At 54.0% G+C, this 24,402-nt stretch carries 24 protein-coding genes; 19 read left to right on the top strand and 5 right to left on the bottom strand.

The annotated features are described in order from the left end of the window. Position 1: 1 nt before the first annotated feature. The 4 genes from gmhB (at position 2) to RGU44_RS19705 (ending at position 3,382) form a co-directional block, all read left to right on the top strand. Positions 2 to 541 carry a D-glycero-beta-D-manno-heptose 1,7-bisphosphate 7-phosphatase gene (gmhB, locus tag RGU44_RS19720; protein ID WP_322218709.1) on the top strand — a complete coding sequence of 180 codons (540 nt, stop codon included), beginning with the start codon at positions 2 to 4 and terminating at the stop codon, positions 539 to 541. Positions 542 to 572: 31 nt separating this feature from the next. Then, positions 573 to 1,343, top strand: a complete 771-nt coding sequence (locus RGU44_RS19715; protein WP_322218707.1) for a lysophospholipid acyltransferase family protein — start codon at positions 573 to 575, stop codon at positions 1,341 to 1,343. Between the two features lie 591 nt (positions 1,344 to 1,934). Continuing rightward, entirely contained in the window at positions 1,935 to 3,212 is a 1,278-nt protein-coding gene (locus tag RGU44_RS19710) for a divalent metal cation transporter (RefSeq protein ID WP_322182963.1), read from the top strand. Continuing rightward, positions 3,107 to 3,382, top strand: a complete 276-nt coding sequence (locus RGU44_RS19705) for a type II toxin-antitoxin system MqsA family antitoxin (protein WP_322278482.1) — start codon at positions 3,107 to 3,109, stop codon at positions 3,380 to 3,382. Before RGU44_RS19710 ends, RGU44_RS19705 begins: the two co-directional genes overlap by 106 nt. A 181-nt stretch (positions 3,383 to 3,563) precedes the next feature. Here the strand turns inward: RGU44_RS19705 and RGU44_RS19700 are convergent, their stop codons facing one another. Next, a complete protein-coding gene (locus tag RGU44_RS19700; protein ID WP_322218705.1) occupies positions 3,564 to 4,451 on the bottom strand; it encodes a LysR family transcriptional regulator in 888 nt (295 codons plus the stop codon). A 105-nt stretch (positions 4,452 to 4,556) separates the two neighbouring features. On the opposite strand from RGU44_RS19700, the gene RGU44_RS19695 reads away from it, so the two are divergent. The 3 genes from RGU44_RS19695 to RGU44_RS19685 all read left to right on the top strand — a co-directional run bounded on the left by RGU44_RS19695 (position 4,557) and on the right by RGU44_RS19685 (position 6,621). Continuing rightward, positions 4,557 to 5,924, top strand: coding sequence for an MFS transporter (locus RGU44_RS19695; protein WP_322218704.1), 1,368 nt, complete (start codon positions 4,557 to 4,559; stop codon positions 5,922 to 5,924). Further along, positions 5,905 to 6,315 carry a DUF4440 domain-containing protein gene (locus RGU44_RS19690; RefSeq protein ID WP_322177120.1) on the top strand — a complete coding sequence of 137 codons (411 nt, stop codon included), beginning with the start codon at positions 5,905 to 5,907 and terminating at the stop codon, positions 6,313 to 6,315. The genes RGU44_RS19695 and RGU44_RS19690 overlap by 20 nt, the downstream gene beginning before the upstream one ends. A gap of 129 nt (positions 6,316 to 6,444) precedes the next feature. Continuing rightward, the gene (locus RGU44_RS19685) at positions 6,445 to 6,621 is read left to right on the top strand and encodes a hypothetical protein (protein WP_322218702.1); all 177 of its coding nucleotides are present in this window, start codon (positions 6,445 to 6,447) and stop codon (positions 6,619 to 6,621) included. Positions 6,622 to 7,003: 382 nt separating this feature from the next. Here RGU44_RS19685 and gyrB read toward each other — a convergent pair whose 3' ends face one another. From gyrB to dnaA, 4 genes are read right to left on the bottom strand one after another with little or no spacing between them, the layout of a single operon-like run. Beyond that, positions 7,004 to 9,421, bottom strand: coding sequence for a DNA topoisomerase (ATP-hydrolyzing) subunit B (gene gyrB / locus RGU44_RS19680; RefSeq protein WP_322177117.1), 2,418 nt, complete (start codon positions 9,419 to 9,421; stop codon positions 7,004 to 7,006). Between the two features lie 4 nt (positions 9,422 to 9,425). Further along, on the bottom strand, positions 9,426 to 10,529 hold the full coding sequence (recF, locus tag RGU44_RS19675; RefSeq protein WP_219063378.1) for a DNA replication/repair protein RecF: 1,104 nt from the start codon (positions 10,527 to 10,529) through the stop codon (positions 9,426 to 9,428). Positions 10,530 to 10,553: 24 nt separating this feature from the next. Beyond that, positions 10,554 to 11,657: a DNA polymerase III subunit beta gene (gene dnaN, locus RGU44_RS19670; protein ID WP_322177116.1), complete on the bottom strand. Its 1,104-nt coding sequence runs from the start codon at positions 11,655 to 11,657 to the stop codon at positions 10,554 to 10,556. A gap of 38 nt (positions 11,658 to 11,695) precedes the next feature. Next, a complete protein-coding gene (gene dnaA, locus RGU44_RS19665; protein ID WP_322177115.1) occupies positions 11,696 to 13,204 on the bottom strand; it encodes a chromosomal replication initiator protein DnaA in 1,509 nt (502 codons plus the stop codon). A 593-nt stretch (positions 13,205 to 13,797) separates the two neighbouring features. Here dnaA and rpmH point away from each other — a divergent pair. The 12 genes from rpmH (at position 13,798) to atpE (ending at position 24,371) form a co-directional block, all read left to right on the top strand. Further along, positions 13,798 to 13,932 (top strand): 50S ribosomal protein L34, encoded by a 135-nt coding sequence (gene rpmH, locus RGU44_RS19660; protein WP_002551315.1) that lies wholly within the window; start codon positions 13,798 to 13,800, stop codon positions 13,930 to 13,932. Between the two features lie 16 nt (positions 13,933 to 13,948). Beyond that, positions 13,949 to 14,350, top strand: coding sequence for a ribonuclease P protein component (gene rnpA, locus RGU44_RS19655; protein WP_322177114.1), 402 nt, complete (start codon positions 13,949 to 13,951; stop codon positions 14,348 to 14,350). Continuing rightward, entirely contained in the window at positions 14,343 to 14,588 is a 246-nt protein-coding gene (gene yidD / locus RGU44_RS19650; protein ID WP_219063382.1) for a membrane protein insertion efficiency factor YidD, read from the top strand. The genes rnpA and yidD overlap by 8 nt, the downstream gene beginning before the upstream one ends. 2 nt (positions 14,589 to 14,590) lie before the next feature. After that, positions 14,591 to 16,273 (top strand): membrane protein insertase YidC, encoded by a 1,683-nt coding sequence (gene yidC / locus RGU44_RS19645; protein ID WP_322177113.1) that lies wholly within the window; start codon positions 14,591 to 14,593, stop codon positions 16,271 to 16,273. Between the two features lie 79 nt (positions 16,274 to 16,352). Then, on the top strand, positions 16,353 to 17,723 hold the full coding sequence (mnmE, locus tag RGU44_RS19640) for a tRNA uridine-5-carboxymethylaminomethyl(34) synthesis GTPase MnmE (RefSeq protein ID WP_322177112.1): 1,371 nt from the start codon (positions 16,353 to 16,355) through the stop codon (positions 17,721 to 17,723). Positions 17,724 to 18,303: 580 nt separating this feature from the next. Continuing rightward, on the top strand, positions 18,304 to 20,196 hold the full coding sequence (gene mnmG / locus RGU44_RS19635) for a tRNA uridine-5-carboxymethylaminomethyl(34) synthesis enzyme MnmG (RefSeq protein WP_322177111.1): 1,893 nt from the start codon (positions 18,304 to 18,306) through the stop codon (positions 20,194 to 20,196). Between the two features lie 5 nt (positions 20,197 to 20,201). Continuing rightward, entirely contained in the window at positions 20,202 to 20,837 is a 636-nt protein-coding gene (gene rsmG / locus RGU44_RS19630; RefSeq protein ID WP_322278481.1) for a 16S rRNA (guanine(527)-N(7))-methyltransferase RsmG, read from the top strand. An 18-nt stretch (positions 20,838 to 20,855) separates the two neighbouring features. Next, the gene (locus RGU44_RS19625; RefSeq protein ID WP_219063386.1) at positions 20,856 to 21,647 is read left to right on the top strand and encodes a ParA family protein; all 792 of its coding nucleotides are present in this window, start codon (positions 20,856 to 20,858) and stop codon (positions 21,645 to 21,647) included. A 9-nt stretch (positions 21,648 to 21,656) separates the two neighbouring features. Beyond that, positions 21,657 to 22,538: a ParB/RepB/Spo0J family partition protein gene (locus tag RGU44_RS19620; RefSeq protein ID WP_322177110.1), complete on the top strand. Its 882-nt coding sequence runs from the start codon at positions 21,657 to 21,659 to the stop codon at positions 22,536 to 22,538. 146 nt (positions 22,539 to 22,684) lie between these two features. After that, positions 22,685 to 23,092, top strand: a complete 408-nt coding sequence (locus RGU44_RS19615) for a F0F1 ATP synthase subunit I (protein WP_219063388.1) — start codon at positions 22,685 to 22,687, stop codon at positions 23,090 to 23,092. A gap of 16 nt (positions 23,093 to 23,108) precedes the next feature. Next, a complete protein-coding gene (atpB, locus tag RGU44_RS19610) occupies positions 23,109 to 23,978 on the top strand; it encodes a F0F1 ATP synthase subunit A (RefSeq protein WP_322218696.1) in 870 nt (289 codons plus the stop codon). Between the two features lie 135 nt (positions 23,979 to 24,113). Next, positions 24,114 to 24,371 carry a F0F1 ATP synthase subunit C gene (gene atpE / locus RGU44_RS19605; protein ID WP_019694395.1) on the top strand — a complete coding sequence of 86 codons (258 nt, stop codon included), beginning with the start codon at positions 24,114 to 24,116 and terminating at the stop codon, positions 24,369 to 24,371. Positions 24,372 to 24,402 lie beyond the last annotated feature (31 nt).

Here is a 24,402-nt window from a genome sequence, read left to right as displayed (position 1 = left end):
CTTGAAGCTGCTGATTCTGGACCGGGACGGGGTAATCAATCATGACTCCGACGCTTACATCAAGTCGGTGGAGGAGTGGATTCCCCTTCCGGGCTCGATCGAGGCTATTGCACGCCTGAGCAAGGCCGGCTGGACGGTGGCCGTCGCCACTAACCAGTCCGGCGTTGCCCGCGGGTTTTACGATGTCGCCTCACTCGAAGCCATGCACGCGCGCTTGCGCCATCTGGTGGCAGAGCAGGGTGGTGAAGTCGGCCTGATCGTTTTTTGTCCACACGGTCCGGATGAAGGCTGCGATTGCCGCAAACCAAAACCGGGCATGCTCAAAGCGATTGCCCATCATTACGCGGTAGATCTGGCGGGCATCTGGTTTGTTGGCGATAGTAAGGGTGACTTGGAGGCGGCGCTGGCCGTCGACTCTCAACCAGTTTTGGTAAAGACCGGTAAAGGTCTCAAAACAATGGGGAACCCTTTGCCCCCAGGCACTCTGGTTTTTGACGATCTGGCGGCGGTTGCCGCAGAACTTATCCACACTTGTAAATAGACGGGCATCGCCCGCAACGGTAAAAGCTCCTATGTCGATCATGCAGGCAATCAGAACCTTCTTCTTTTACCTGCTGTTGTGCACCACTTCTCTTCTGTGGTGCACACTGAGTTTCTTTGTCGCCCCGTTTTTGCCTTTCCGCGCCCGCTACCGTTTTATCAACGTGTACTGGTGCCGCTGTGCGTTGTGGCTGACGCGGGTGTTTTTGAACATTCATGTCGAAGTAAAAGGTCAGGAAAATATCCCGCTACAGCCCTGTGTGATTCTGTCCAATCACCAGAGCACCTGGGAAACCTTCTTCCTCTCGGCGCACTTCGAACCTCTGAGCCAGGTGCTCAAGCGTGAGCTGTTGTACGTCCCGTTCTTCGGTTGGGCGATGGCGATGCTACGGCCGATTGCGATCAATCGTGACAATCCAAAAGCGGCACTCAAGCATGTCGCCAAAAGAGGCCATGAACTGCTCAAGGATGGCGTATGGGTGTTGATCTTTCCGGAAGGTACTCGCGTTCCTTTTGGGCAGATTGGCAAGTTCTCCCGAGGTGGCACAGCGCTGGCCGTGAATGCAAACCTGCCGGTGCTGCCCATTGCACACAACGCAGGCAAGTACTGGCCAAAAGAAGGTTGGGCGAAAAAGCCGGGCACCATTGAGTTAGTTATTGGCGAACCTATGTATGCCGAGGGCACGGGCCCACGCGCCATCGCAGCGCTTAATGACCGGGTCGCGGCCTGGAATGAAGCAACGCAACTCGCTATGGGGTCAGTGGTTGCACCAGCACCGAGCGAAGAGAATGCGGTTGTTTAGGATCTGTGGATAACCTGTGCACCATTTTTGCAATCCTTTAAAAAAATCGCGCCAACTTATTAATTTATATACTTATTTCTTAAGCTGATTAATGAGCAAAAAAAGTGCATAAGTTTTCAGGATTGTGACGAAGCCGGCCCATGAGGCCGGCTTTTTTATGACCGATTACATCGTATTTCACTCAGGCCATGCCTGTTGAGAATGAGGTAATGATTGATCAAAAAACATCTATTATTCTCTTACAAGTAGTCAAATACTTGACTTTATTTTGTTTTTCCACTGCCTTAGTCAGTGATTTGACAATGCCATTGCTTAGTGTATGGTTTCTTTGAGTTCCGCCAATAATGTCATGAAGTAACCGTGTTTTACCTTGGGTTGCAGGGGAGGAATATGAGTGCGTTAGGTGATCTGCCGTGGGCTTGTCTGACTTTTTATCCGGGGCTTTCAACCCATTCATTTTTTGATCGTTATAACCCACTGAGTGATTATTCTTACGGTGCCCCGGTACAGGAAATGAACACATCTCAGTGCTTCATTCTCGACATTAAAAGGTTATTGCACAGGGCAGCCCAGGAGTAAGTCGTGCGACTGATGCGTACCTGTGGGGTTCTTTGGAAGCGGCTGAAGGAGCACCCGTTGTCGCGAATCGGGCCGGGCCTCATTACCGGTGTGGCGGACGACGACCCAAGTGGTATTGCTACGTACTCCCAGGCTGGCGCGCAATTTGGCCTTGATATGCTGTGGACGATGCCCGTGGCCTATCCTTTGATGGCCGCCATTCAATCGATGTGTGCGAACATCGGCCGAGTTACAGGGAAAGGACTCGCTGCCAATATCAAGGATGCGTTCCCGCCAATCGTACTTCCGTGCGTTTTGTGTCTACTGCTCGTGGCCAACACCCTGAATATTGCCGCAGATGTCGCTGCCATGGGCGAGGTTGCGGAACTGGTTTCTGGCGTCAACCGGCACCTCATGACTGCTTTTTTTGTGTCCGTGACGATCCTGCTGCAGCTGTTCGTTCCTTATCACCGTTACGTCTTCATCTTGAAGTGGCTGACGGTCTCGCTATTGGCCTACGCCGCCGTATTGTTTACGGTTCATGTTCCCTGGGGGCAGGTCGCAACACACACGTTCTGGCCCCAAATCACCCTGGACTCGAGCACTGCTGCCATGGTCGTCGGGGTTTTCGGCACGACCATCAGTCCATACCTTTTTTTCTGGCAGGCCTCAGAAGAAGTTGAGGACATGGAAGCACACTCAAGCAGCATGCCACTCCTGCGCGATGCGCCCTCCGCCGCACCGGAACTCCGACGCATCCAATGGGATACCTGGAGCGGCATGCTCTACTCCAATCTCACCGCCTACTTCATCATTCTTGCGACCGCCGTTACGCTCCACGTGTCTGGCGTTACCGACATCAACACGGCAGCGCAGGCAGCAAGTGCTCTGCGACCGCTCGCCGGTGACTTTGCCTACATGCTCTTCGCGCTTGGCATTCTCGGTGTCGGCATGATCGGCGTGCCTGTGTTGGCGGGCTCTGGAGCCTATGCTCTTTCCGAAGCCATGGGCTGGAGGAAGGGCCTCGAACGAAAAGTGAATGATGCGCGTGGGTTCTACGCCATCATCTCCATCAGCGTACTTGCCGGACTCGGCATCCAGTATTCGCCAATAAGTCCAATGAAGGCGTTGTTCTGGAGCGCTGTCATCAACGGTCTGGTCGCCGTGCCCCTGATGGTTGTCATTCTCCTCCTGGTTTCGAAGAAATCTGTAATGGGTGCTTTTACAGCAAGCCGACCTCTGCTCATCCTCGGCTGGATAGCAACGGCAGTCATGGGAGCGGCAGCCGTTGGAATGTTCATCCCCGGTTAAATTTTCGTTATAAAAAAGCCAACGCTAAGCGTTGTGCTGGTGTGACGGGCGATTTTTGCCCAGCTTGCGCTGAGTGTGTTTTGAACGCAGTGGAGTCGAATAGTGTCATGAACGAAATGTGTGCTTTCTCGAAATTTGTCAACGTGGCCATTACTGATCCTGGCTTTTGAATCGCCCTTAGTTTCGTAGACGCTTTCAAGCGGCTGCTTCATGCCGAGGTTGTGTGAAAACACTTTCGAGCAATCGCAGCGTCCTAAAACGGAGCGATTTTCTTGCTTATTCGCACAATGATCGGAAATCCGGTTAAACGAAAGCCCCTGAATCTCTCATTCAGGGGCTTTTATTTGGTACTTACTGCGCCAGATGCAGCAACAGGAAATCAATGAACGCCCTCGATTTGTGGGGCAAATGCGGGCTGTTGGGAAACACCACGTTGACGGATTGCGAGGGCAACGAATAATCGGGCAACAGGCGAATCAACCGCTCGCTGACAATGTCGTCCTTGACCACCCACGCGGGTAGCACCGAGACGCCCAGCGACGACAACGTCATGGAGCGGATAGCCGTGGAAGAATTGGATTCAAACTGATTGATCCCGTTGATCTCGACAGTCCCCAAGTGCGGATGGCGCAACGTCCACTGGGTCGGTGCCTGCAGGTTGCTGTTGGCGATCCACGGCACCGAATTCAGGTCCTGAGGAGTTTGCACCGGGTGACGCGCAAGAAACGTCTCGGTCGCCACTAGGACAATTTCATAATCCGCCAGTTTACGGCTCTTGAAAGCCGAGTCCGCCAAACTGCCTAAACGGATAACGAGGTCTAACTTTTCCGCCACCAGATCATTGAGTGACGCGTTAAAGTTATAACAGAGTTTTATTTCCGGATAGCGCTCTATAAATTGCGGTATCAACGAAAGAATATAAGCCTCGCCGTATTCACTGGTGGAACTGAAGCGCAACTTGCCGGACACCCGATTATGCCCTTTTAATACATTATCGAAGGCGTTATCGATGTCCGCGACAATACCTTTGAATGCTTCATAAAAGTCCTGACCGATTTCGGTGAGGGATAGATTTCGGGTATTTCTAATCAACAACGTCGCTGACAGCACGTCCTCCAGCGCCTTGACATGCAGGCTGGCCATGGCTTTGCTGATGCTCAGGTAATTGGCAGCCTTGGTGTAAGAACCAAAATCGACCACGGCCAGGAATGTCTGGACCCGATTAAGATGAGTGTGCATAGCAATAGGGCTCACTGTTAAATCCCGTCAAACATTGTTTCAAGGATAGTCGTATCGACAGTTCAAGTCGACCGCCCCTATGCTTTGCGGCAAAGGGGAAACAACATGACCTATCGCTACAAAGTTGCACTAATATTCCTGATCGGCTTTTTTATAGACTGCATTAACATCTTTATGTCGGCGGTCGCATTACCGAGTATATCGGCGGCGCTGCACGTAAGTACTTCAGACGTTGCCTGGGTGGCTAACGCTTATATTCTGGGGCTGACACTGATCATCCCGGTCAGCACCTGGCTGGCCGGTCGTTTTGGCAATCGGGAAATCCTCACCGCCTCGATGATCGTGTTCACAGCCTCCGTGTGGATGTGTGGGCTGGCCAACAGTTTCAACGAGCTGGTGATCTGGCGCTTCGTCCAGGGGATTGGCGGCGGCCTGTTGATTCCTGTCGGCCAGGCGTTGACGTTCAACCTGTTCAAGGGTGAGCAGCGCGCGAAAATATCCACGTTGGTCATGGCCGTTGCCCTGATAGCGCCAGCCATTTCACCGACGATCGGCGGCGTCATCGTCGACAGCAGCTCCTGGCGCTGGGTGTTCTACAGCAACATTCCGTTCTCGCTGATCGCGGCGTTGCTGTCCTGGTTCTGGATCAACGAAGCGCGACCGACGAGTTTGCCTAGACCGGACATCAAGGGCTTGCTGCTGGTTAGCGCTGCACTCGGCAGCCTGCTGATGGGTATGTCGTTGTATGGCGGCGACTCTCCGGCACTGGTGGCTGCCTTCTTCGTCATGGCCGGCGTTACGTTCGTCGTGCTGTACGGGCTGCACTACCGCACCTGCAAAAATCCGATCATTGAACTGAGCCTGCTCAAAAGCAAAAAACTCAGCACCTCCATCTTTATCTATTACGCGATTCCCGGTGTGTTCACGGGGGTCAACTTGATGAGCATCTTCTTCCTGCAAAATACCCTGCACTTCAGCGCCCGACTGACAGGGATGTTCATGATCCTGTACGCCATCGGCGCATTCATCGCGATGCTAATCTGTGGCCGGGTCTATAACCGGATGGGCGCCAAGCGGCTGTTTGCCCTCGGCATGCTGTTGCACAGCGCCGGCATCGCCACCTTGTTACTGGTGAACGATCCCTCAGACCTTTTGGTGATTGTCATCGCCTACAGCTTGATGGGGGTCGGCGGCGGCATCGGTGCCAACACCGCACAAACCACGTCATTGATGGACTTTGAGGGCGGCGACACCCACAAGGCCAGTGTCATCTGGAACATCAACCGACAGATGTCATTCAGCATCGGCGCCGCCCTCTTCCTGATGGTTTTCAACCTGCTCTTGAAGCATTTCGATACCACCCAGGCCTACCACGCGACTTTCGCCATCGCCGCACTGGTGGGCCTGTTTCCACTCTTTCAACTGAGTCAGTTGAACACTCAAAAGGACTGTCATGCACAACAAAATAGTTGAACAGGCACACCACAGCATTCATCACGTGCACGAGTTGATCCACACCCTGTTCACCGACGCAAACGGTAACGGGCAGGCCGCGCTCGAGCCGCTGATGTCGGCATTCGCCGAGCACTTCACCATGGTCACCACCTCGGCTGCCATCGTCAGCCGGGCGACGATCGAACAGATGTTCAGGGGTGCAGTCGGCGCCAAGCCAGGCCTGGAGATCGTCATCAGCGATCTGCAGACGGTCTGGCAGGAAGGCCACAGCGTGGCGATCCGCTACAAGGAAACCCATCGCCTCGACCAGCGCGAAAGCTCAAGGGTTTCGGTGGCGATCATTGGCCTGCATCACCGCAACGCCCAATGGATCTACCTGCATGAAACGCCGCTAAGCCAGGAAAGCTGATTCTCGTATGAACTACACAATCACTGATTGCCGAATGCTCTCAGCCTCTATCAAAGAAATCACCGTCAGCCCGATAGCACCGGGGTGCGCGGCGCTGGAAGCGGGCGCGCATTTCAAAACCTGACATCATTGAATCGAAGCGCCCACCTGCACTATTTCGCCAGGAGCGACGATGACGCGGCCTATGCCTTGCCAATGCAGGCACTGCTGCAGGAACGCTTGCACTTGCCCTTCTCCAGTCAGCCCGAGGGCCGTCGCTCTGTCAGCCAGGTGCTGGCCGATCTGGCACCACACTGTTGCGGCTGACCGTGAATTGATCTAGTAACAGCTGTCCTGCCGGCTGAAAACAGCCCCAAGTGTTCAGCTGCTCCCACTCAGCTTTCGAGCAAGAGCACATGGGTCATAAAATGTGGAATCAGCAGCCCGCCCTAGATTAAATTGCAATCGGCAGGGTGAGTCAGTTGTCAATCAGCGCCGACAGTCGAGTTAACGAATAACGTTTTGGATAGGGATTCCTCTCTGTCTTTTCTTATAAAAATCATCGACGTTATAAAGCTGAATCGCTTATCCAAAATCTATCAAACGCGCAGATACAAAAAAGCCAACGCTGAATAAGCGTTGGCTTTTTTGTGTAGCGTGATTCAACTATTTGTGAGAATTCTCATTTATTTTGAGAACCTACAGCCCCTTAGAAATCGAGGTTTGACACCGCCAGGGCATTTCGTTCGATGAAGTCACGACGTGGTTCTACCGCGTCGCCCATCAGGGTGTTGAAGATCTGGTCAGCACCAATGGCATCTTCAATCGTGACCTTGAGCATCCGACGCACGCTTGGGTCCATGGTGGTTTCCCAAAGTTGATCCGGGTTCATTTCACCCAGACCTTTATAGCGCTGGATGGTATGGCGTTTGGTGCTTTCCGCCATCAACCAGGCAAGGGCTTCCTTGAACTCATTGACCGGCTTCTTGCGTTCGCCGCGTTGTACGTAAGCGCCTTCTTCAAGCAAGGTGCTTATTTGCGCGCCCAGAGCCGTCACGGTTTTATAATCGTTACTGCCGAAGAAGTCGCGGTTGAAGGTCACGTAATTGGACAACCCGTGAGAGATCAATTCAACCTCTGGCAGCCAGACGTTACGTTCACGATCTTCACGCAGGCTGGCTTTGTAGACCAGACCTGACTTCTCACCGACGCGCAAACGCGCATCAAACAGCGCCAACCATGCCTGCATGCCCGCGTGGTCAGAAAGCTGCTCAAGCGAAATTGGCGGCAGGTAAACGAAATGCTCGGTCAGTTCCTGAGGATACAAACGCGACAAGCGCTTGAGCGTCTTCATGACCATACGGAAATCGTTGACCAGACGCTCCAGCGCCTCACCCGAGATCCCTGGAGCCGATTCATTGAGGTGCAGGCTGGCATCTTCCAGAGCCGACTGGGTCATGTACTCTTCCATGGCCTCGTCGTCTTTGATGTATTGCTCTTGCTTGCCTTTCTTCACTTTGTACAACGGCGGTTGAGCGATGTAGATGTAGCCACGCTCGATCAACTCAGGCAGTTGACGGAAGAAAAAGGTCAACAGCAACGTACGGATGTGCGAACCGTCGACGTCAGCATCGGTCATGATGATGATGTTGTGATAGCGCAGCTTGGCGATGTTGTACTCATCGCGGCCAATACCGCAGCCCAGCGCTGTGATCAAGGTGCCCACTTCTTGCGAAGAGATCATCTTGTCAAAACGCGCTTTCTCTACGTTGAGGATCTTGCCTTTAAGCGGCAGGATCGCCTGAGTCTTACGGTTGCGTCCCTGCTTGGCGGAGCCACCAGCAGAGTCACCTTCCACAAGATACAGTTCGGAAAGGGCAGGGTCTTTTTCCTGGCAGTCAGCGAGCTTGCCTGGCAGACCGGCGATATCCAGCGCACCTTTACGACGAGTCATCTCACGGGCTTTACGAGCCGCTTCACGGGCGCGCGCAGCATCAATCATTTTGCCGACAACCGCTCTTGCTTCGCCCGGGTTTTCCAGGAGGAAGTCGGAGAAGTGTTTACCCATTTCCTGTTCGACCGCAGTTTTCACTTCGGACGAAACCAACTTGTCTTTGGTTTGCGAGCTAAACTTTGGATCTGGCACTTTGACCGAAATAATTGCGGTCAAACCTTCACGTGCATCGTCACCGGTGGTGGCAACTTTATGCTTCTTCGCCAGACCTTCCTGTTCGATGTAAGTGTTCAGATTCCGCGTCAGAGCCGAGCGAAAACCTACCAGGTGAGTACCGCCGTCACGCTGAGGAATATTGTTGGTAAAGCACAACAGATTCTCGTTGAAGCTATCGTTCCACTGCAAAGCAATCTCGACAGCAATGCCATCGTCGCGCTGGATGTTGAAGTGGAATACCTGGTTCACTGGAGTCTTGTTAGTGTTCAGATACTCAACGAACGCGCGCAAACCGCCCTCGTATTTGAACAGCTCTTCTTTGCCGCTGCGCTCGTCTTTGAGGACGATGCCCACGCCAGAGTTGAGGAATGAGAGTTCTCGAATACGCTTGGCCAGGATATCCCAGCTGAAGTGAATATTCTTGAAGGTCAGGTCGGATGGCTTGAAGTGAATCTCGGTACCGGTTGAATCACTTTCGCCAACGATACGCATGGGTTCCTGTGGAACACCATGGATATAAGTCTGTTCCCAAACCTTGCCGCTACGACGTACGGTCAGCAGCAACAATTCGGAAAGGGCGTTTACCACTGAAACGCCTACACCGTGCAGGCCGCCAGATACTTTGTAAGAGTTATCATCGAACTTACCGCCAGCATGCAGCACGGTCATGATGACCTCAGCTGCCGAAATGCCTTCTTCTTTGTGCACGTCTACCGGAATACCGCGACCGTTGTCGCGGACGGTGATCGATTCATCAGGGTGGATAACGATGCTGATTTCGTCGCAATGGCCAGCCAAAGCTTCGTCGATCGAGTTATCGACCACCTCGAACACCATGTGGTGTAGACCGCTGCCATCGTCGGTGTCACCGATATACATACCGGGACGCTTGCGTACGGCATCTAGCCCTTTCAGCACTTTAATGCTGGAGGAGTCGTACGTTTGATTTTCGCTCATGCCTTCACTCCCGGTGGTCGTGGGTCTGGGTGATACGGCCTTGTTCCACGTGGAACAAAGCGACTGGCGTTTCCGTCTGCCAGCCTTCCCTCAATAATTCATGGTCTACACAGGTGATAAACACTTGGCAGCGTAAGTCTTCTAACAAGCGACAAAGCGCGCGGCGATGATGCTCGTCCAGTTCAGACGGCAAATCGTCCACCAGATAAATACATTGGCCGCGCCGTGCCTGGCTGACCAAATGGCCTTGAGCAATGCGCAGAGCGCAGACCACTAACTTCTGCTGGCCACGAGATAAAATTTCAGCGGCATTATGAGCGCCCAATCTAAGGCGCAAATCAGCTCGTTGCGGTCCGGCCTGGGTATGCCCCATTTGCTGGTCGCGGTGTAGGGAAGACGCGAGCACTGTACTCAGCTCTTTCTCCTTGTCCCAACCGCGGTAATAGCTCAGGGTTAAACCTTCAAGTTCAACCAACTCGCTCAAGGTTTTTTCAAAAACTGGCTTTAGAGCCTTGATGTAGGCTCGACGATATTCATCGATGTCAGCGCTGGCCAGGCATAACTCCCGGTCCCAAGCCGCTTGTGAAGCGACGTCAAGTGTACCATGCCGCAGCCATGAGTTCCGCTGCCGCAGGGCCTTCTGCAAGCGTTGCCACGTCGACATAAAGCGAGGTTCCACGTGGAACACTCCCCAATCGAGGAACTGACGTCGGATCTTGGGAGCACCTTCAAGGAGTCGAAAGCTGTCGGGGTTAATCAGTTGCAGAGGTAACGCTTCAGCTAGCTGTGCTGCACTTCGCGCATTCTGCCCGTCGATACGGATCTGAAACTCCCCCTGGCGATCCCGCGACACACCCAGACTGCTGTGCCCACCTTGAGCGAGTTCAACCTGACCAAAAACCGTGCAGGCGGGTTGCTCGTACTGAATCACGGGCAGCAATCGTGCGCTGCGAAATGAGCGAGCAAGACCGAGCAAATAAATGGCTTCCAGTACACTGGTTTTGCCACTGCCATTCGCGCCGTGAAGGATATTTATGCGGGGGGAAGGGGAGAGCGTCACCGGGTGCAAATTGCGCACCCCGGTGACAGAGACGCGGCTGAGGGACATCTAGGCTCTGCTGGACATTGGGAGTTACAGACGCATCGGCATAACGACGTAAGCGGAATCATCGTTATCCGATTCCTGCACCAGCGCGCTGCTGTTGGAGTCAGACAAAATCAGACGCACTTGCTCAGTTGTCATCACGCCCAACACGTCGAGCAGATAACTCACGTTGAAACCAATTTCCAGTGGGCCGCCGTTGTAATCGACGCCGACTTCTTCTTCTGCCTCTTCCTGCTCAGGGTTGTTCGCCTGAATCTTCAATTGACCATTGGCCAACTGCAAACGGATACCACGATACTTTTCGTTGGACAGAATCGCCGTGCGGCTGAACGCTTCACGCAATGCCTGACGATCACCCAATACCAACTTATCGCCACCTTTAGGCAGAACGCGTTCGTAATCAGGGAACTTGCCATCGACCAGTTTCGAGGTGAAGGTGAACTCGCCTGTGGTAGCACGGATATGATGCTGGCCCAGGACGATGCTCACAATCCCATCCTGCTCAGTCAGCAGTCGCGCCAGTTCAAGGATGCCCTTACGCGGCACGATCACTTGATGACGATCAACTTGCTCGATCTCGGCCGTCATGGAGCACATTGCCAGACGGTGACCATCAGTTGCGACGGCACGTAGCACGCCAGCGTGCACTTCGAGCAACATACCGTTGAGGTAATAACGAACGTCCTGCTGCGCCATGGCGAAGCTGGTGCGCTCGATCAAACGGCGCAACTTGCTCTGCACCAGATTGAACGTCAGCGACCCAGGACCTTCTTCCACTGTTGGGAAGTCATTGGCAGGCAATGTGGACAAAGTAAAACGGCTGCGTCCCGCTTTTACCACCAATTTCTGCTCATCGACTTTGATATCGATCAACGCATCATTGGGCAGACTTTTGCAAATATCCATGAGTTTGCGCGCAGGAACAGTGATCTCGCCTGGCTCGGCGGGCTCTTCCAACTGAACACGGCCTACCAGCTCGACTTCCAAGTCGGTACCCGTCAGCGATAACTGCTGGCCTTCTACAACCAATAGCACGTTGGATAACACTGGCAAGGTCTGTCGGCGTTCAACGACGCCGGCGACCAGTTGCAGAGGTTTCAACAAGGCTTCGCGTTGAATGGTGAAGTGCATGGTCTAGTCCCTTGCCTTAATAAGCTGCGCTGGTGTCATCAGGTCGTGAGTGTCCGCAGCAGGTTCTTGTAGTCCTCGCGAATATCCGCGTCGGATTCCTTAAGCTCGTTGATTTTTCGGCATGCATGCAAAACGGTCGTATGGTCGCGTCCGCCAAACACATCGCCAATCTCAGGCAAGCTGTGGTTGGTCAATTCTTTGGACAACGCCATCGCGACTTGTCGAGGACGTGCAACCGAACGTGAGCGTCGTTTGGAAAGCAGGTCAGAAATTTTGATCTTGTAGTACTCAGCCACGGTGCGCTGAATGTTATCCACACTGACCAATTTGTCTTGCAACGCCAACAAATCTTTCAGCGATTCACGAATCAATTCGATCGTGATATCGCGTCCCATAAAGTGCGAGTGAGCGATCACCCGCTTCAGGGCACCTTCGAGCTCTCGTACGTTGGAACGAATACGTTGCGCAATGAAAAAGGCAGCGTCATGGGGCAGTTCAACTTTCGCCTGATCCGCTTTTTTCATCAAGATTGCCACGCGGGTCTCAAGCTCCGGTGGCTCAACGGCCACCGTCAACCCCCAGCCAAACCGAGATTTCAACCGTTCTTCAAGGCCTTCAATTTCTTTCGGGTAACGGTCGCTGGTCAAGATGACCTGCTGACCACCTTCAAGCAAGGCGTTGAACGTATGGAAAAACTCTTCCTGGGAACGCTCTTTGCGGGCGAAAAATTGAATGTCATCGATCAGCAACGCATCAACTGAACGATAAAAACGCTTGAACTCGTTGATGGCATTGAGCTGCAGCGCTTTCACCATGTCAGCCACAAAGCGCTCCGAATGCAGGTACACAACCTTGGCATTCGGGTTCTTCTTTAATAGATGGTTACCCACAGCATGCATCAAGTGGGTTTTACCCAGACCCACCCCACCATAAAGGAACAATGGGTTGTAACCATGCTTAGGGTTATCCGCAACCTGCCAGGCCGCCGCGCGGGCCAGCTGGTTGGATTTACCCTCGACGAAATTCTCGAAGGTAAAGGTCCGGTTCAAGTAGCTGGTGTGCTTGAGTGCGCCCTCGACCTGAACGGTACGCTGCTCGGCACGCGCCGGCGCCAGCTGAGAGCTAGCGCCAGCCATGGGGTCAAAGCTCGCACGCGAAGGCTCATCGCTGACCGCAATCGTTTGGCTAGGCGCTGGCGAAGAGGTCTGCTGAACCGGCAACGCGGCAACCTGATTGACCGTAACAGCATGGGACGCCGCAGCAGCCAATGGTGCATTGGGAGCTGCACGCGGAGCAGAGCTGCGTTTGCTGCCTATTAATAAGGAAAGCGCAGGCGCGAGTCCTTGCCCATGCTCACCGAGCAGTTCAAGCAAGCGCCCCAGGTATTTTTCGTTGACCCAATCGAGAACGAAACGGTTCGGTGCATAGACACGCAACTCGTCGCCTTCGGCTTCGACCTGTAGCGGACGGATCCAAGTGTTGAATTGCTGGGCAGGCAGCTCATCGCGCAAAAGCTCCACGCACTGCTGCCAAAGTTCCACTGACACGGATATCCCCTAAGTTGAAAGCCGGTGAGGCAAAAACAGCCGCCATTGTAACGATCAGCGCCCGACTTATCCACATGTAGGTTGCTCTGAGATCACGATGAATCAAGGCCTTATCCAGAAATTACGCGACCAACGGCGTGCGCATAAGCTCTGTGGATAAGCGTGCTTCAGCCCATTGCATAAGTCAGGTCTGAACTCTGTGGATAACCTGCCTGTGGATAAGAGGCCATTCCATGCACAGCTTATCCGACAGTGCAGCACAGGTAGAGCACCGTTTCTCAACCGTATTATCATCCTCTGTACACATTGATTTTAAAGGGCTAGAGGCGGTTATCCACAGAAGATGCCTTCCCTAGCTTTTATAAGCATTACAAAAGAGCTTTAAATACTTTCTTTCTTTATTTCTATATTTGATCACAGGGTAGGTCCTGGTTTCTCAGACAAAAACGGCACGCCTGAGAAAAAGGCTGTTGAGAAGTAAATGAAGGAAACGCTGGTTGGAAATTGACCTAGAGGCTTGCTTTCTCTAGAATCCCCGGTCTCTTAAAACGGGGGCCATTCCGGCCCGTTGTGGACGAACCAGGTAACACGCCATGAAACGTACTTTCCAACCCAGCACCATCAAGCGCGCTCGCACTCACGGTTTCCGTGCTCGCATGGCCACCAAAAACGGTCGTGCAGTCCTGTCGCGTCGTCGCGCCAAGGGCCGTAAGCGTTTGGCAGTTTGATAACTCGGCACAGGTGGTGAGTCGAGACTTCAGTCGGGAAAAGCGTCTTCTGACACCCCGACACTTCAAGGCAGTCTTTGACTCCCCCACCGGCAAGGTTCCGGGGAAAAATCTCTTGCTCCTTGCGCGCAACAACGACTTGGATCACCCCCGTTTGGGGTTAGTGATCGGTAAGAAGAGCGTAAAGCTCTCCGTTGAGCGCAATCGCTTGAAACGCCTAATGCGCGAGTCCTTTCGCCTGCACCAAGATGATTTGGTCGGCTGGGATATCGTAATCGTCGCGCGCAAAGGTTTGGGTGAGATAGAAAACCCCGAATTGATTCAGCATTTCGGCAAACTCTGGAAACGTTTGGCACGCAGCCGACCAGCTCCAGAAGTTAAAACCGAAACTGTAGGGGTAGACAGTCCAGATGCGTAAACTGGCACTCGTTCCGATCCAGTTCTATCGCTATGCCATTAGCCCGCTAATGGCCAGCCACTGTCGTTTCTACCCCAGTTGTTCCTGCTACGCGTATGAAGCCATCGAAAATCATGGCCTTCTACGCGGTGGCTGGCTGGCCTTTCGTCGTTTAGGTCGCTGTCATCCGTGGAATGCCGGTGGTTTTGACCCGGTTCCACCCGTTCCTACCTCCCGTTCCTCTTCGATGGCCGAGTAATCATGGATATAAAACGCACGATCCTGATCGTCGCCCTGGCAATCGTGACTTATGCCGGGGTCCTGAAATGGAACCAGGACTATGGTCAGGCTGCCCTGCCGACTCAGAGTGTTGCTGCCAGTACCACCGCTTCGGGTATACCGGATACGGCGACTGGTTCGAATGCTTCTGCAAGTGCCGATGTTCCGAGCGCCAACACTGACGCCGCTGCTCCGACTGAAACACAAGTCGCCATCAGTAAAGATCTCATCCAGGTAAAAACGGATGTGCTCAATCTGGAGATCGACCCGGTAGGTGGTGATGTCGCACAGTTGCGGTTGCCCCTTTATCCACGACGCCAAGACCATCCGGAGATTGCGTTCCAGCTGTTCGATAACGGCGGCGAGCGGACTTATCTGGCACAAAGCGGGCTGACAGGTACCAACGGTCCGGATGCTCGTGCATCAGGTCGGCCTGTTTACACCAGCGTACAAAAGACTTATCAACTGGCCGATGGTCAGAATGAACTGGTCGTTGACCTGAAGTTCACAGATGCCGGCGTCAATTACATCAAGCGCTTTACCTTCAAGCGCGGCCTGTACGATCTGGGTGTCACCTACCTGATCGACAACCAGAGCGGTCAGCCATGGGCTGGTAATCTGTTTGCACAACTCAAGCGTGACTCGAGTGGCGATCCGTCTTCGACCACCGCGACCGGTACGGCGACTTATTTGGGCGCCGCATTGGGTACACCTGCTGAACCCTACAAAAAAGTGTCGATGAAAGACATCGACAAAGCCGCGCTAAAAGAAACCGTTCAAGGTGGCTGGGTAGCCTGGTTGCAGCACTACTTCGTGACTGCCTGGATTCCGAACAAGAACGACAGCAATGTCATGCAGACGCGTAAAGACAGCCAAGGCAACTACATCATCGGCTTCACTGGCCCTGTTTTGACCGTTGCTAGCGGTGCAACCGCTCAAACCAGTGCCACTCTGTACGCGGGTCCAAAAAGCCAAGCGGTGCTCAAAGAGTTATCCCCAGGTCTGGAACTGACTGTCGATTACGGCATTCTCTGGTTCATTGCCCAACCGATCTTCTGGCTGCTGCAACATATCCACAGCCTGGTCAGTAACTGGGGTTTCTCAATTATCCTGCTGACCATGCTGATCAAAGGGATTTTCTTCCCTCTGTCGGCAGCCAGCTACAAATCCATGGCCCGCATGCGTGCCGTCGCACCGAAACTCGCGGCGTTGAAAGAACAGCATGGCGATGACCGGCAGAAAATGTCGCAAGCTATGATGGAGCTGTACAAGAAAGAGAAGATCAACCCGTTGGGTGGTTGCTTGCCGATTCTTGTGCAAATGCCGGTCTTCCTCTCGCTGTACTGGGTTCTCCTGGAAAGCGTGGAAATGCGTCAGGCTCCATTCATGCTTTGGATCACTGACCTTTCGATCAAGGATCCATTCTTCATCCTGCCTATCGTCATGGGCGCGACGATGTTTATCCAGCAGCGTCTGAACCCGACTCCGCCGGACCCGATGCAAGCAAAAGTAATGAAGCTGATGCCAATCATCTTCACCTTCTTCTTCCTCTGGTTCCCTGCAGGTCTGGTGCTGTACTGGGTAGTCAACAACTGCCTGTCGATCTCGCAGCAGTGGTACATCACACGTAAGATCGAAGCCGCTACCAAGAAAGCGGAAGCTTGATCTAACCTGTTAGTAAGTCATGCAAAGCGCCCCCTCGTGGGGCGTTTTGCTATCCGCTATTTGCCTAGAGAGCCTGGCCATGAACGTCCCTCGTGAAACCATAGCTGCGATTGCAACCGCCCAAGGCCGAGGTGGTGTGGGCATCGTGCGCATATCGGGCCCATTGGCAAGCAGTGCAGCGCAAGCAATCATCGGTCGTGAGCCAACACCGCGTTATGCCCATTACGGCCCGTTCAGCGATGAGACGGGGCAGGTGATCGATGAAGGCATTGCTCTGTATTTTCCTGGTCCGAACTCATTCACTGGCGAAGACGTGCTCGAACTTCAGGGACACGGCGGTCCCATCGTGCTGGATATGTTGCTGCAGCGCTGCCTGCAATTGGGCAGCCGGCTAGCTCGACCTGGGGAATTCAGCGAACGCGCGTTTCTCAATGACAAGCTCGATCTGGCGCAGGCTGAAGCGATAGCAGACTTGATCGAAGCCAGTTCCGCTCAAGCGGCACGTAATGCGCTGCGTTCTTTGCAAGGCGCCTTTTCCCGGCGTGTGGATAACTTGACGGAAAAACTGATCAATCTGCGGATCTATGTCGAGGCTGCTATCGACTTCCCCGAAGAGGAAATCGACTTTCTTGCCGATGGCCATGTGTTGAGCATGCTCGATTCGGTGCGCGAAGAGTTATCCACAGTCTTGCGTGAGGCCGGGCAAGGTGCGCTGCTGCGTGACGGCATGACGGTCGTTATTGCGGGCAGACCCAACGCTGGCAAATCGAGCTTGTTGAACGCGTTGGCCGGCAGAGAAGCAGCCATTGTTACCGAGATAGCGGGAACTACCCGGGATATCTTGCGCGAACATATCCACATCGATGGCATGCCGTTGCATGTGGTCGATACAGCCGGGTTGCGTGATACCGACGACAAGGTCGAGAAAATTGGCGTGGAACGGGCGTTAAAGGCGATTGGTGAGGCTGATAGGGTCTTGCTGGTCGTGGATGCGACTGCACCTGAAGCGAATGACCCGTTTGCCTTATGGCCTGAGTTTCTTGAACAGCGGCCAGATCCGGCGAAGGTCACGCTGATTCGTAACAAAGCTGACTTGAGCGGTGATCCCGTCATCCTGGAGCGCAACATCGATGGCCACGTGACGATCAGCCTGAGCGCAATGGCCGCTGGTGAAGGTCTGGAACTGCTGCGCAACCATTTAAAAGAGTGCATGGGCTACGAGCAAACCTCTGAAAGCAGCTTCAGCGCTCGCAGGCGACATCTGGAAGCATTACGTCATGCCAGCACGTCGCTTGAGCACGGCCGTGCTCAATTGACCCTTGCCGGTGCCGGTGAGCTCCTCGCTGAAGATTTGCGTCAGGCACAACAGGCCCTGGGCGAGATTACTGGCGCTTTCAGCTCAGACGACCTGCTGGGGCGAATTTTTTCCAGTTTCTGTATCGGTAAATAACACTCCCTGCTTCACAGGAATGCGCTTGCCCGCGATAGCTGTGTACTGACACCACGCATCAAAGGATCGCTGGCAAGCCCGTTCCAACAACCAACCCCGCCGCTCATTTATCCAACTGAACAGAAATACTCTGGCCTCGGTTGCCTACCTGTACCTTTTTTTTAACAAGCAGCCTGCTTTTTTGTGGATTAAGCTCTGTGAATAACTGCCCCTCAGCTCGGTTGATAAGTAGGCCTAAAAACAGAGGATAAAGCGCCCTGTGGACAAGTACCTGTTTAATCCACAGGCTTAAACCACTTATCCAAGGGCCTCACAGGCACATGACCACAGACTTTTGAATCGCTGTACATATTGAATATAAAGGCCTGTAAGATTTTATCCACAGAAATGTAGCTCAGTAGAAATAAACATAAAAACAAAGATTTATAAATTTCTTTCTTTTTAATTTCTATATCTGCCAGTCATCCACAGCTGGTTAAATTTTGTGCACGAAGGTTCCTTCGTGGGGGGGAAGTCCCTATACTTGCCGACTGCCCTGATTTCCCATTCCTATTTCTCAAGAGCAGGCACGAGGTGCGTGGTGCAATTCCCTTCCCGTTTTGAAGTGATCGTCATCGGCGGCGGTCATGCCGGTACCGAGGCCGCACTGGCGTCGGCACGCATGGGTGCCAAAACCCTGCTGCTCACGCACAACGTGGAAACCCTCGGCCAGATGAGCTGCAACCCCGCAATTGGCGGCATCGGCAAAAGCCACTTGGTCAAGGAAATCGATGCCCTTGGCGGCGCCATGGCGATTGCCACCGACAAAGGCGGCATCCAGTTCCGTGTGTTGAACAGCCGTAAAGGTCCAGCCGTTCGCGCTACTCGCGCTCAAGCCGACCGCGTGCTGTACAAGGCGGCTGTTCGCGAAATCCTCGAGAATCAGCCCAACCTGTGGATATTTCAGCAAGCCTGCGATGACCTGATCGTTGAACAAGATCAAGTTCACGGTGTAGTGACACAGATGGGTCTGCGTTTCCTGGCCGACTCGGTTGTTTTGACGACAGGGACCTTTCTCGGTGGACTTATCCACATCGGGATGCAGAACTATTCCGGTGGGCGTGCGGGCGATCCGCCATCAATTGCCTTGGCTCAACGGTTACGTGAGTTACCGTTACGGGTAGGTCGCTTGAAAACCGGTACGCCGCCACGCATCGATGGCCGTTCGGTGGATTTCTCGGTGATGACCGAGCAACCAGGCGATACGCCTATTCCCGTCATGTCGTTCATGGGGTCCAAAGAGCAGCATCCTGCGCAAGTCAGCTGCTGGATCACCCATACCAACGCCCGGACGCATGAAATCATCGCGGCCAACCTTGATCGCTCGCCCATGTATTCCGGGGTGATCGAGGGTATTGGTCCACGTTATTGCCCATCGATTGAAGATAAGATTCACCGCTTTGCCGACAAGGAAAGTCATCAGGTCTTCATCGAACCCGAAGGACTGACCACCCACGAGCTCTATCCGAACGGCATCTCCACTTCACTGCCTTTCGATGTTCAGTTGCAGATCGTGCGGTCTATTCGCGGGATGGAAAACGCCCATATCGTTCGTCCTGGCTACGCCATCGAATACGATTATTTCGATCCTCGTGATTTGAAATACAGTCTGGAAACGAAAGTAATTGGCGGCCTGTTTTTCGCAGGGCAGATCAACGGTACGACAGGCTACGAAGAAGCCGCTGCCCAAGGTTTGCTTGCGGGTGCCAATGCCGCACTCCGCGCCCAAGGCAAAGACAGCTGGTGCCCGCGGCGCGACGAGGCGTACATCGGTGTACTGGTCGACGACCTGATTACCTTGGGAACGCAAGAACCCTATCGGATGTTCACGTCTCGAGCCGAATACCGGTTGATCCTGCGTGAAGACAACGCTGACTTGCGCCTGACCGAGAAAGGCCGTGAGCTGGGACTGGTCGACGATGCGCGTTGGGCGGCTTTCTGCACCAAACGTGAAAGCATCGAGCTGGAAGAACAGCGCCTGAAAAGCACGTGGGTACGTCCCGGCACTGAGCAGGGAGATGCTATCTCCGCGCATTTCGGCACGCCGCTGACCCACGAATACAATTTGCTCAACCTGCTGACACGTCCGGAAATCGATTACGCCAGTCTGGTAGCGATTACCGGTGATGGGTGTAGCGATCCACAGGTCGCCGAGCAGGTTGAAATCAAGACCAAATACGCCGGTTATATCGACCGTCAGCAGGACGAAATCGCCCGGCTGCGCGCCAGCGAAGACACCAAATTGCCAGAAGACATCGACTACGTTGGTATTTCCGGCCTGTCGAAGGAAATCCAGAGCAAGCTGGGGATAACTCGTCCGGAGACCCTCGGGCAGGCCTCGCGGATTCCTGGCGTCACCCCGGCGGCGATCTCGCTGTTGATGATCCATTTGAAAAAACGCGGCGCGGGCCGTCAGTTGGAGCAAAGCGCTTGAGTTCTATGGTCACCCCGCAACATGCCGAAGAGTTATCCCGAGGTGCCCAGCAACTCGGTGTCGACTTGAGCGACAGCCAACACAGCCAGTTACTGGCTTATCTGGCGCTGTTGATCAAGTGGAACAAGGCTTACAACCTCACGGCTGTACGCGACCCGGATGAAATGGTCTCGCGGCATTTGCTCGACAGCCTCAGCGTAGTGCCCTTCATCGCCGGCGATCGCTGGCTTGATGTAGGCAGCGGTGGCGGAATGCCCGGTATTCCGTTGGCGATCCTATTTCCTGAAATGAAAGTCACAGTGCTCGACAGCAACGGCAAAAAAACCCGTTTTTTGACTCAAGTGAAACTCGAGCTGAAGCTGGATAACCTGGAAGTTATCCACAGCCGTGTGGAAGCGTTCAAACCTGAGCTACCCTTCACCGGAATCGTTTCCCGAGCGTTCAGCAGTCTGGAAGACTTTACTGAGTGGACCCGGCACCTGGGCGACACGGATACGCGATGGTTGGCGATGAAAGGGCTGCATCCCGCCGATGAGCTGGTAGCATTGCCGACAGATTTTCACCTCGATAGCGCACAAGCCTTGACCGTTCCAGGTTGCCAGGGCCAACGTCATCTGCTGATACTGCGCCGCACGGCATGATTGGGAACACAAGCAAGAATGGCTAAGGTATTCGCGATAGCGAACCAAAAAGGTGGTGTGGGTAAAACCACCACCTGTATCAACCTCGCAGCGTCACTGGTCGCGACCAAGCGCCGTGTGTTGTTGATCGATCTCGACCCGCAGGGCAACGCCACGATGGGCAGCGGTGTGGATAAACACGCGCTTGAGTATTCGGTTTATGACCTACTGATCGGCGAATGCGATCTGGCCCAGGCCATGCAGTTCTCCGAACACGGCGGGTATCAGTTGCTGCCAGCCAACCGTGATCTGACGGCGGCCGAAGTGGTTCTGCTGGACATGCAGTTGAAGGAAAGTCGTCTGCGCAACGCTCTGGCGCCTATTCGCGAGAATTACGATTACATCCTCATCGACTGTCCTCCGTCGTTGTCGATGCTTACCTTGAACGCTCTGGTTGCCGCTGACGGGGTCATTATCCCCATGCAGTGTGAGTACTTTGCGCTCGAAGGGCTGAGCGACCTTGTGGATAACATCAAGCGCATCGCCGAGCTGCTCAACCCGCAGCTAAAGATCGAAGGCTTGCTGCGCACCATGTACGACCCGCGACTGAGTTTGATCAACGATGTTTCCGATCAGCTCAAAGAGCATTTCGGGGAACAGCTCTACGACACGGTCATCCCACGTAATATCCGTCTGGCTGAAGCACCGAGTTTTGGCATGCCGGCGCTGACGTATGACAAAACATCGCGTGGCGCCTTGGCCTACCTTGCCTTGGCTGGTGAGATGGTTCGCCGTCAACGTCGCAACTCGCGCACCGCTCAGGCAAATTAAGGAATCCGCATGGCCGTTAAGAAACGAGGTCTCGGACGTGGGCTGGACGCGCTCCTAAGCAGTCCGACCGTCAGTGCGCTGGAAGAACAGGCTGTTCAGGCCGATCAACGTGAACTGCAGCATTTGCCACTGGACCTGATCCAGCGCGGTAAATACCAGCCACGCCGCGACATGGACCCCCAGGCGCTTGAAGAGCTTGCTCTGTCGATCAAAGCCCAAGGCGTCATGCAGCCAATCGTGGTGCGTCCGATTGCCGACAAGCGCTTTGAAATCATTGCAGGTGAACGTCGCTGGCGTGCCGCCCAGCAGGCAGGGCTGGAAACTATTCCAGCCATGGTCCGCGATGTGCCCGATGAAACGGCTATCGCCATGGCATTGATCGAGAACATTCAGCGCGAAGACCTCAATCCTGTCGAGGAGGCGGTCGCTTTACAGCGTCTCCAGCAGGAATTCCAACTAACTCAGCAGCAAGTCGCGGATGCGGTGGGTAAGTCGCGCGTTACTGTGGCCAACCTGCTGCGTTTGATTTCTTTGCCTGAAGTCATCAAAACCATGCTGTCCCACGGCGACCTGGAAATGGGCCATGCGCGTGCATTGCTCGGTTTGCCCGAAGAACAGCAGGTTGAAGGGGCGCGACATGTTGTCGCACGCGGCCTTACTGTGCGCCAGACTGAAGCATTGGTTCGCCAGTGGTTGAGTGGCAAACCAGCCTCTGCCGGGTCCTCTGAACCGGTCAAATCCGACCCCGATATTAGTCGCCTGGAACAGCGCCTGGCCGAGCGCCTAGGCTCTGCGGTGCAGATTCGCCACGGTCAGAAGGGAAAAGGACAGTTAGTGATTCGCTATAATTCACTGGATGAGTTGCAGGGTGTCCTTGCTCACATTCGCTGAAACAATTGCTTTGTAGCATGTAGTCGGAAATCACTACCTAACAGTTGAATAGGGGGTAAAGCGCCCCTATACTCTGCGCGCATTTTGTCGGCACAAATGATGCCAAGTTATTGATTTTGGCGGCCGGCATTCGAGGAGCAGTTGTGATGGAAAGCCGCACGCAAAACCGCCTGCCGTTCCATCGCTTGGCGGTTTTTCCGGTACTGCTGGCTCAATGTGTAGTCCTGCTGCTGGCAGCTTTGGCGCTGTGGCAGTGGCACGGAGTCGTAGCTGGGTACTCAGGCCTTTGCGGAGGTTTGATAGCTTGGCTGCCCAATTTGTATTTTGCTCATAAGGCGTTCCGGTTTTCCGGTGCTAGAGCAGCGCAAGCCATAGTCCGGTCTTTTTATGCCGGCGAGGCTGGCAAACTGATTTTGACGGCAGCGTTTTTTGCGCTGACCTTTGTAGGTGTGAAGCCACTGGCGCCGCTGGCTGTATTCGGCGTGTTCATGTTGACCCAGTCGGTCAGCTGGTTTGCTCCCCTGCTTATGAGAACAAGACTTTCGAGACCTTAGGGCGTTTGAGGCAACCATGGCAGCAGAAACCGCTTCGGGCTATATCCAGCACCACTTGCAGAACCTGACCTTTGGTCAATTGCCAACCGGCGGTTGGGGCTTTGCCCACTCCGCAGCTCAAGCCAAAGAAATGGGCTTCTGGGCTTTCCACGTCGATACCCTCGGCTGGTCGGTAGCATTGGGTTTGATCTTCGTATTGATTTTCCGCATGGCGGCTAAAAAGGCGACCTCTGGTCAGCCGGGCGCCCTGCAGAACTTCGTCGAGGTCCTGGTGGAATTCGTTGATGGCAGCGTAAAAGACAGTTTCCACGGTCGTAGCCCTGTCATTGCGCCATTGGCACTGACCATTTTCGTCTGGGTGTTCATGATGAACGCCGTCGACCTTGTACCGGTCGACTGGATTCCGAAACTGGCTGTCCTGATCACTGGCGACTCGCACATTCCGTTCCGTGCGGTATCGACGACAGATCCTAACGCGACCCTGGGCATGGCCTTGTCGGTGTTCGCGCTGATCATTTTTTACAGCATCAAGATCAAGGGCATCGGCGGTTTCGTCGGCGAAATGACCCTGCACCCATTCGGCAGCAAGAACATTTTTGTTCAGGCGTTGTTGATTCCGGTGAACTTCCTGCTTGAATTCGTGACGCTGATTGCCAAACCGATTTCGTTGGCACTGCGACTGTTCGGCAACATGTACGCTGGCGAGCTGGTCTTCATCCTGATCGCGGTTATGTTCGGCAGCGGTCTGCTCTGGCTCAGTGGCCTGGGTGTTGTGCTGCAATGGGCGTGGGCAGTTTTCCACATCCTGATCATCACCCTGCAAGCGTTCATCTTCATGATGCTGACCATCGTCTACCTTTCGATGGCTCACGAAGAGAACCATTAAGACTCGCCTGGCGCGTGTCTGATGACCCTCTTGCGTTGGTGAGAGGGTGCCCGGAAGGGCTGCTGTAAAAACGATTTTGCTTTACCGCTTTAATCTAAAAACCTAACCAATACGACGTAAAAGTCGGGAGGAAAGATGGAAACTGTAGTTGGTCTAACCGCTATCGCTGTTGCACTGTTGATCGGCCTGGGCGCACTGGGTACCGCAATTGGTTTCGGCCTGTTGGGCGGTAAATTCCTGGAAGGCGCAGCTCGCCAACCAGAGATGGTCCCAATGCTTCAAGTTAAAATGTTCATCGTCGCTGGTCTGCTCGACGCCGTGACCATGATCGGTGTTGGTATCGCTCTGTTCTTCACCTTTGCGAACCCCTTCGTTGGTCAACTGGCTCACTAATTACTCGGTTTTTCGAGTTGAGCAAGTGTGA

The sequence above is a fragment of the Pseudomonas sp. 5C2 genome, from assembly GCF_034314155.1.
In the GTDB taxonomy this organism is placed as follows: Bacteria; Pseudomonadota; Gammaproteobacteria; order Pseudomonadales; family Pseudomonadaceae; genus Aquipseudomonas.
This window is presented reverse-complemented; position numbering and strand designations above follow the sequence as displayed.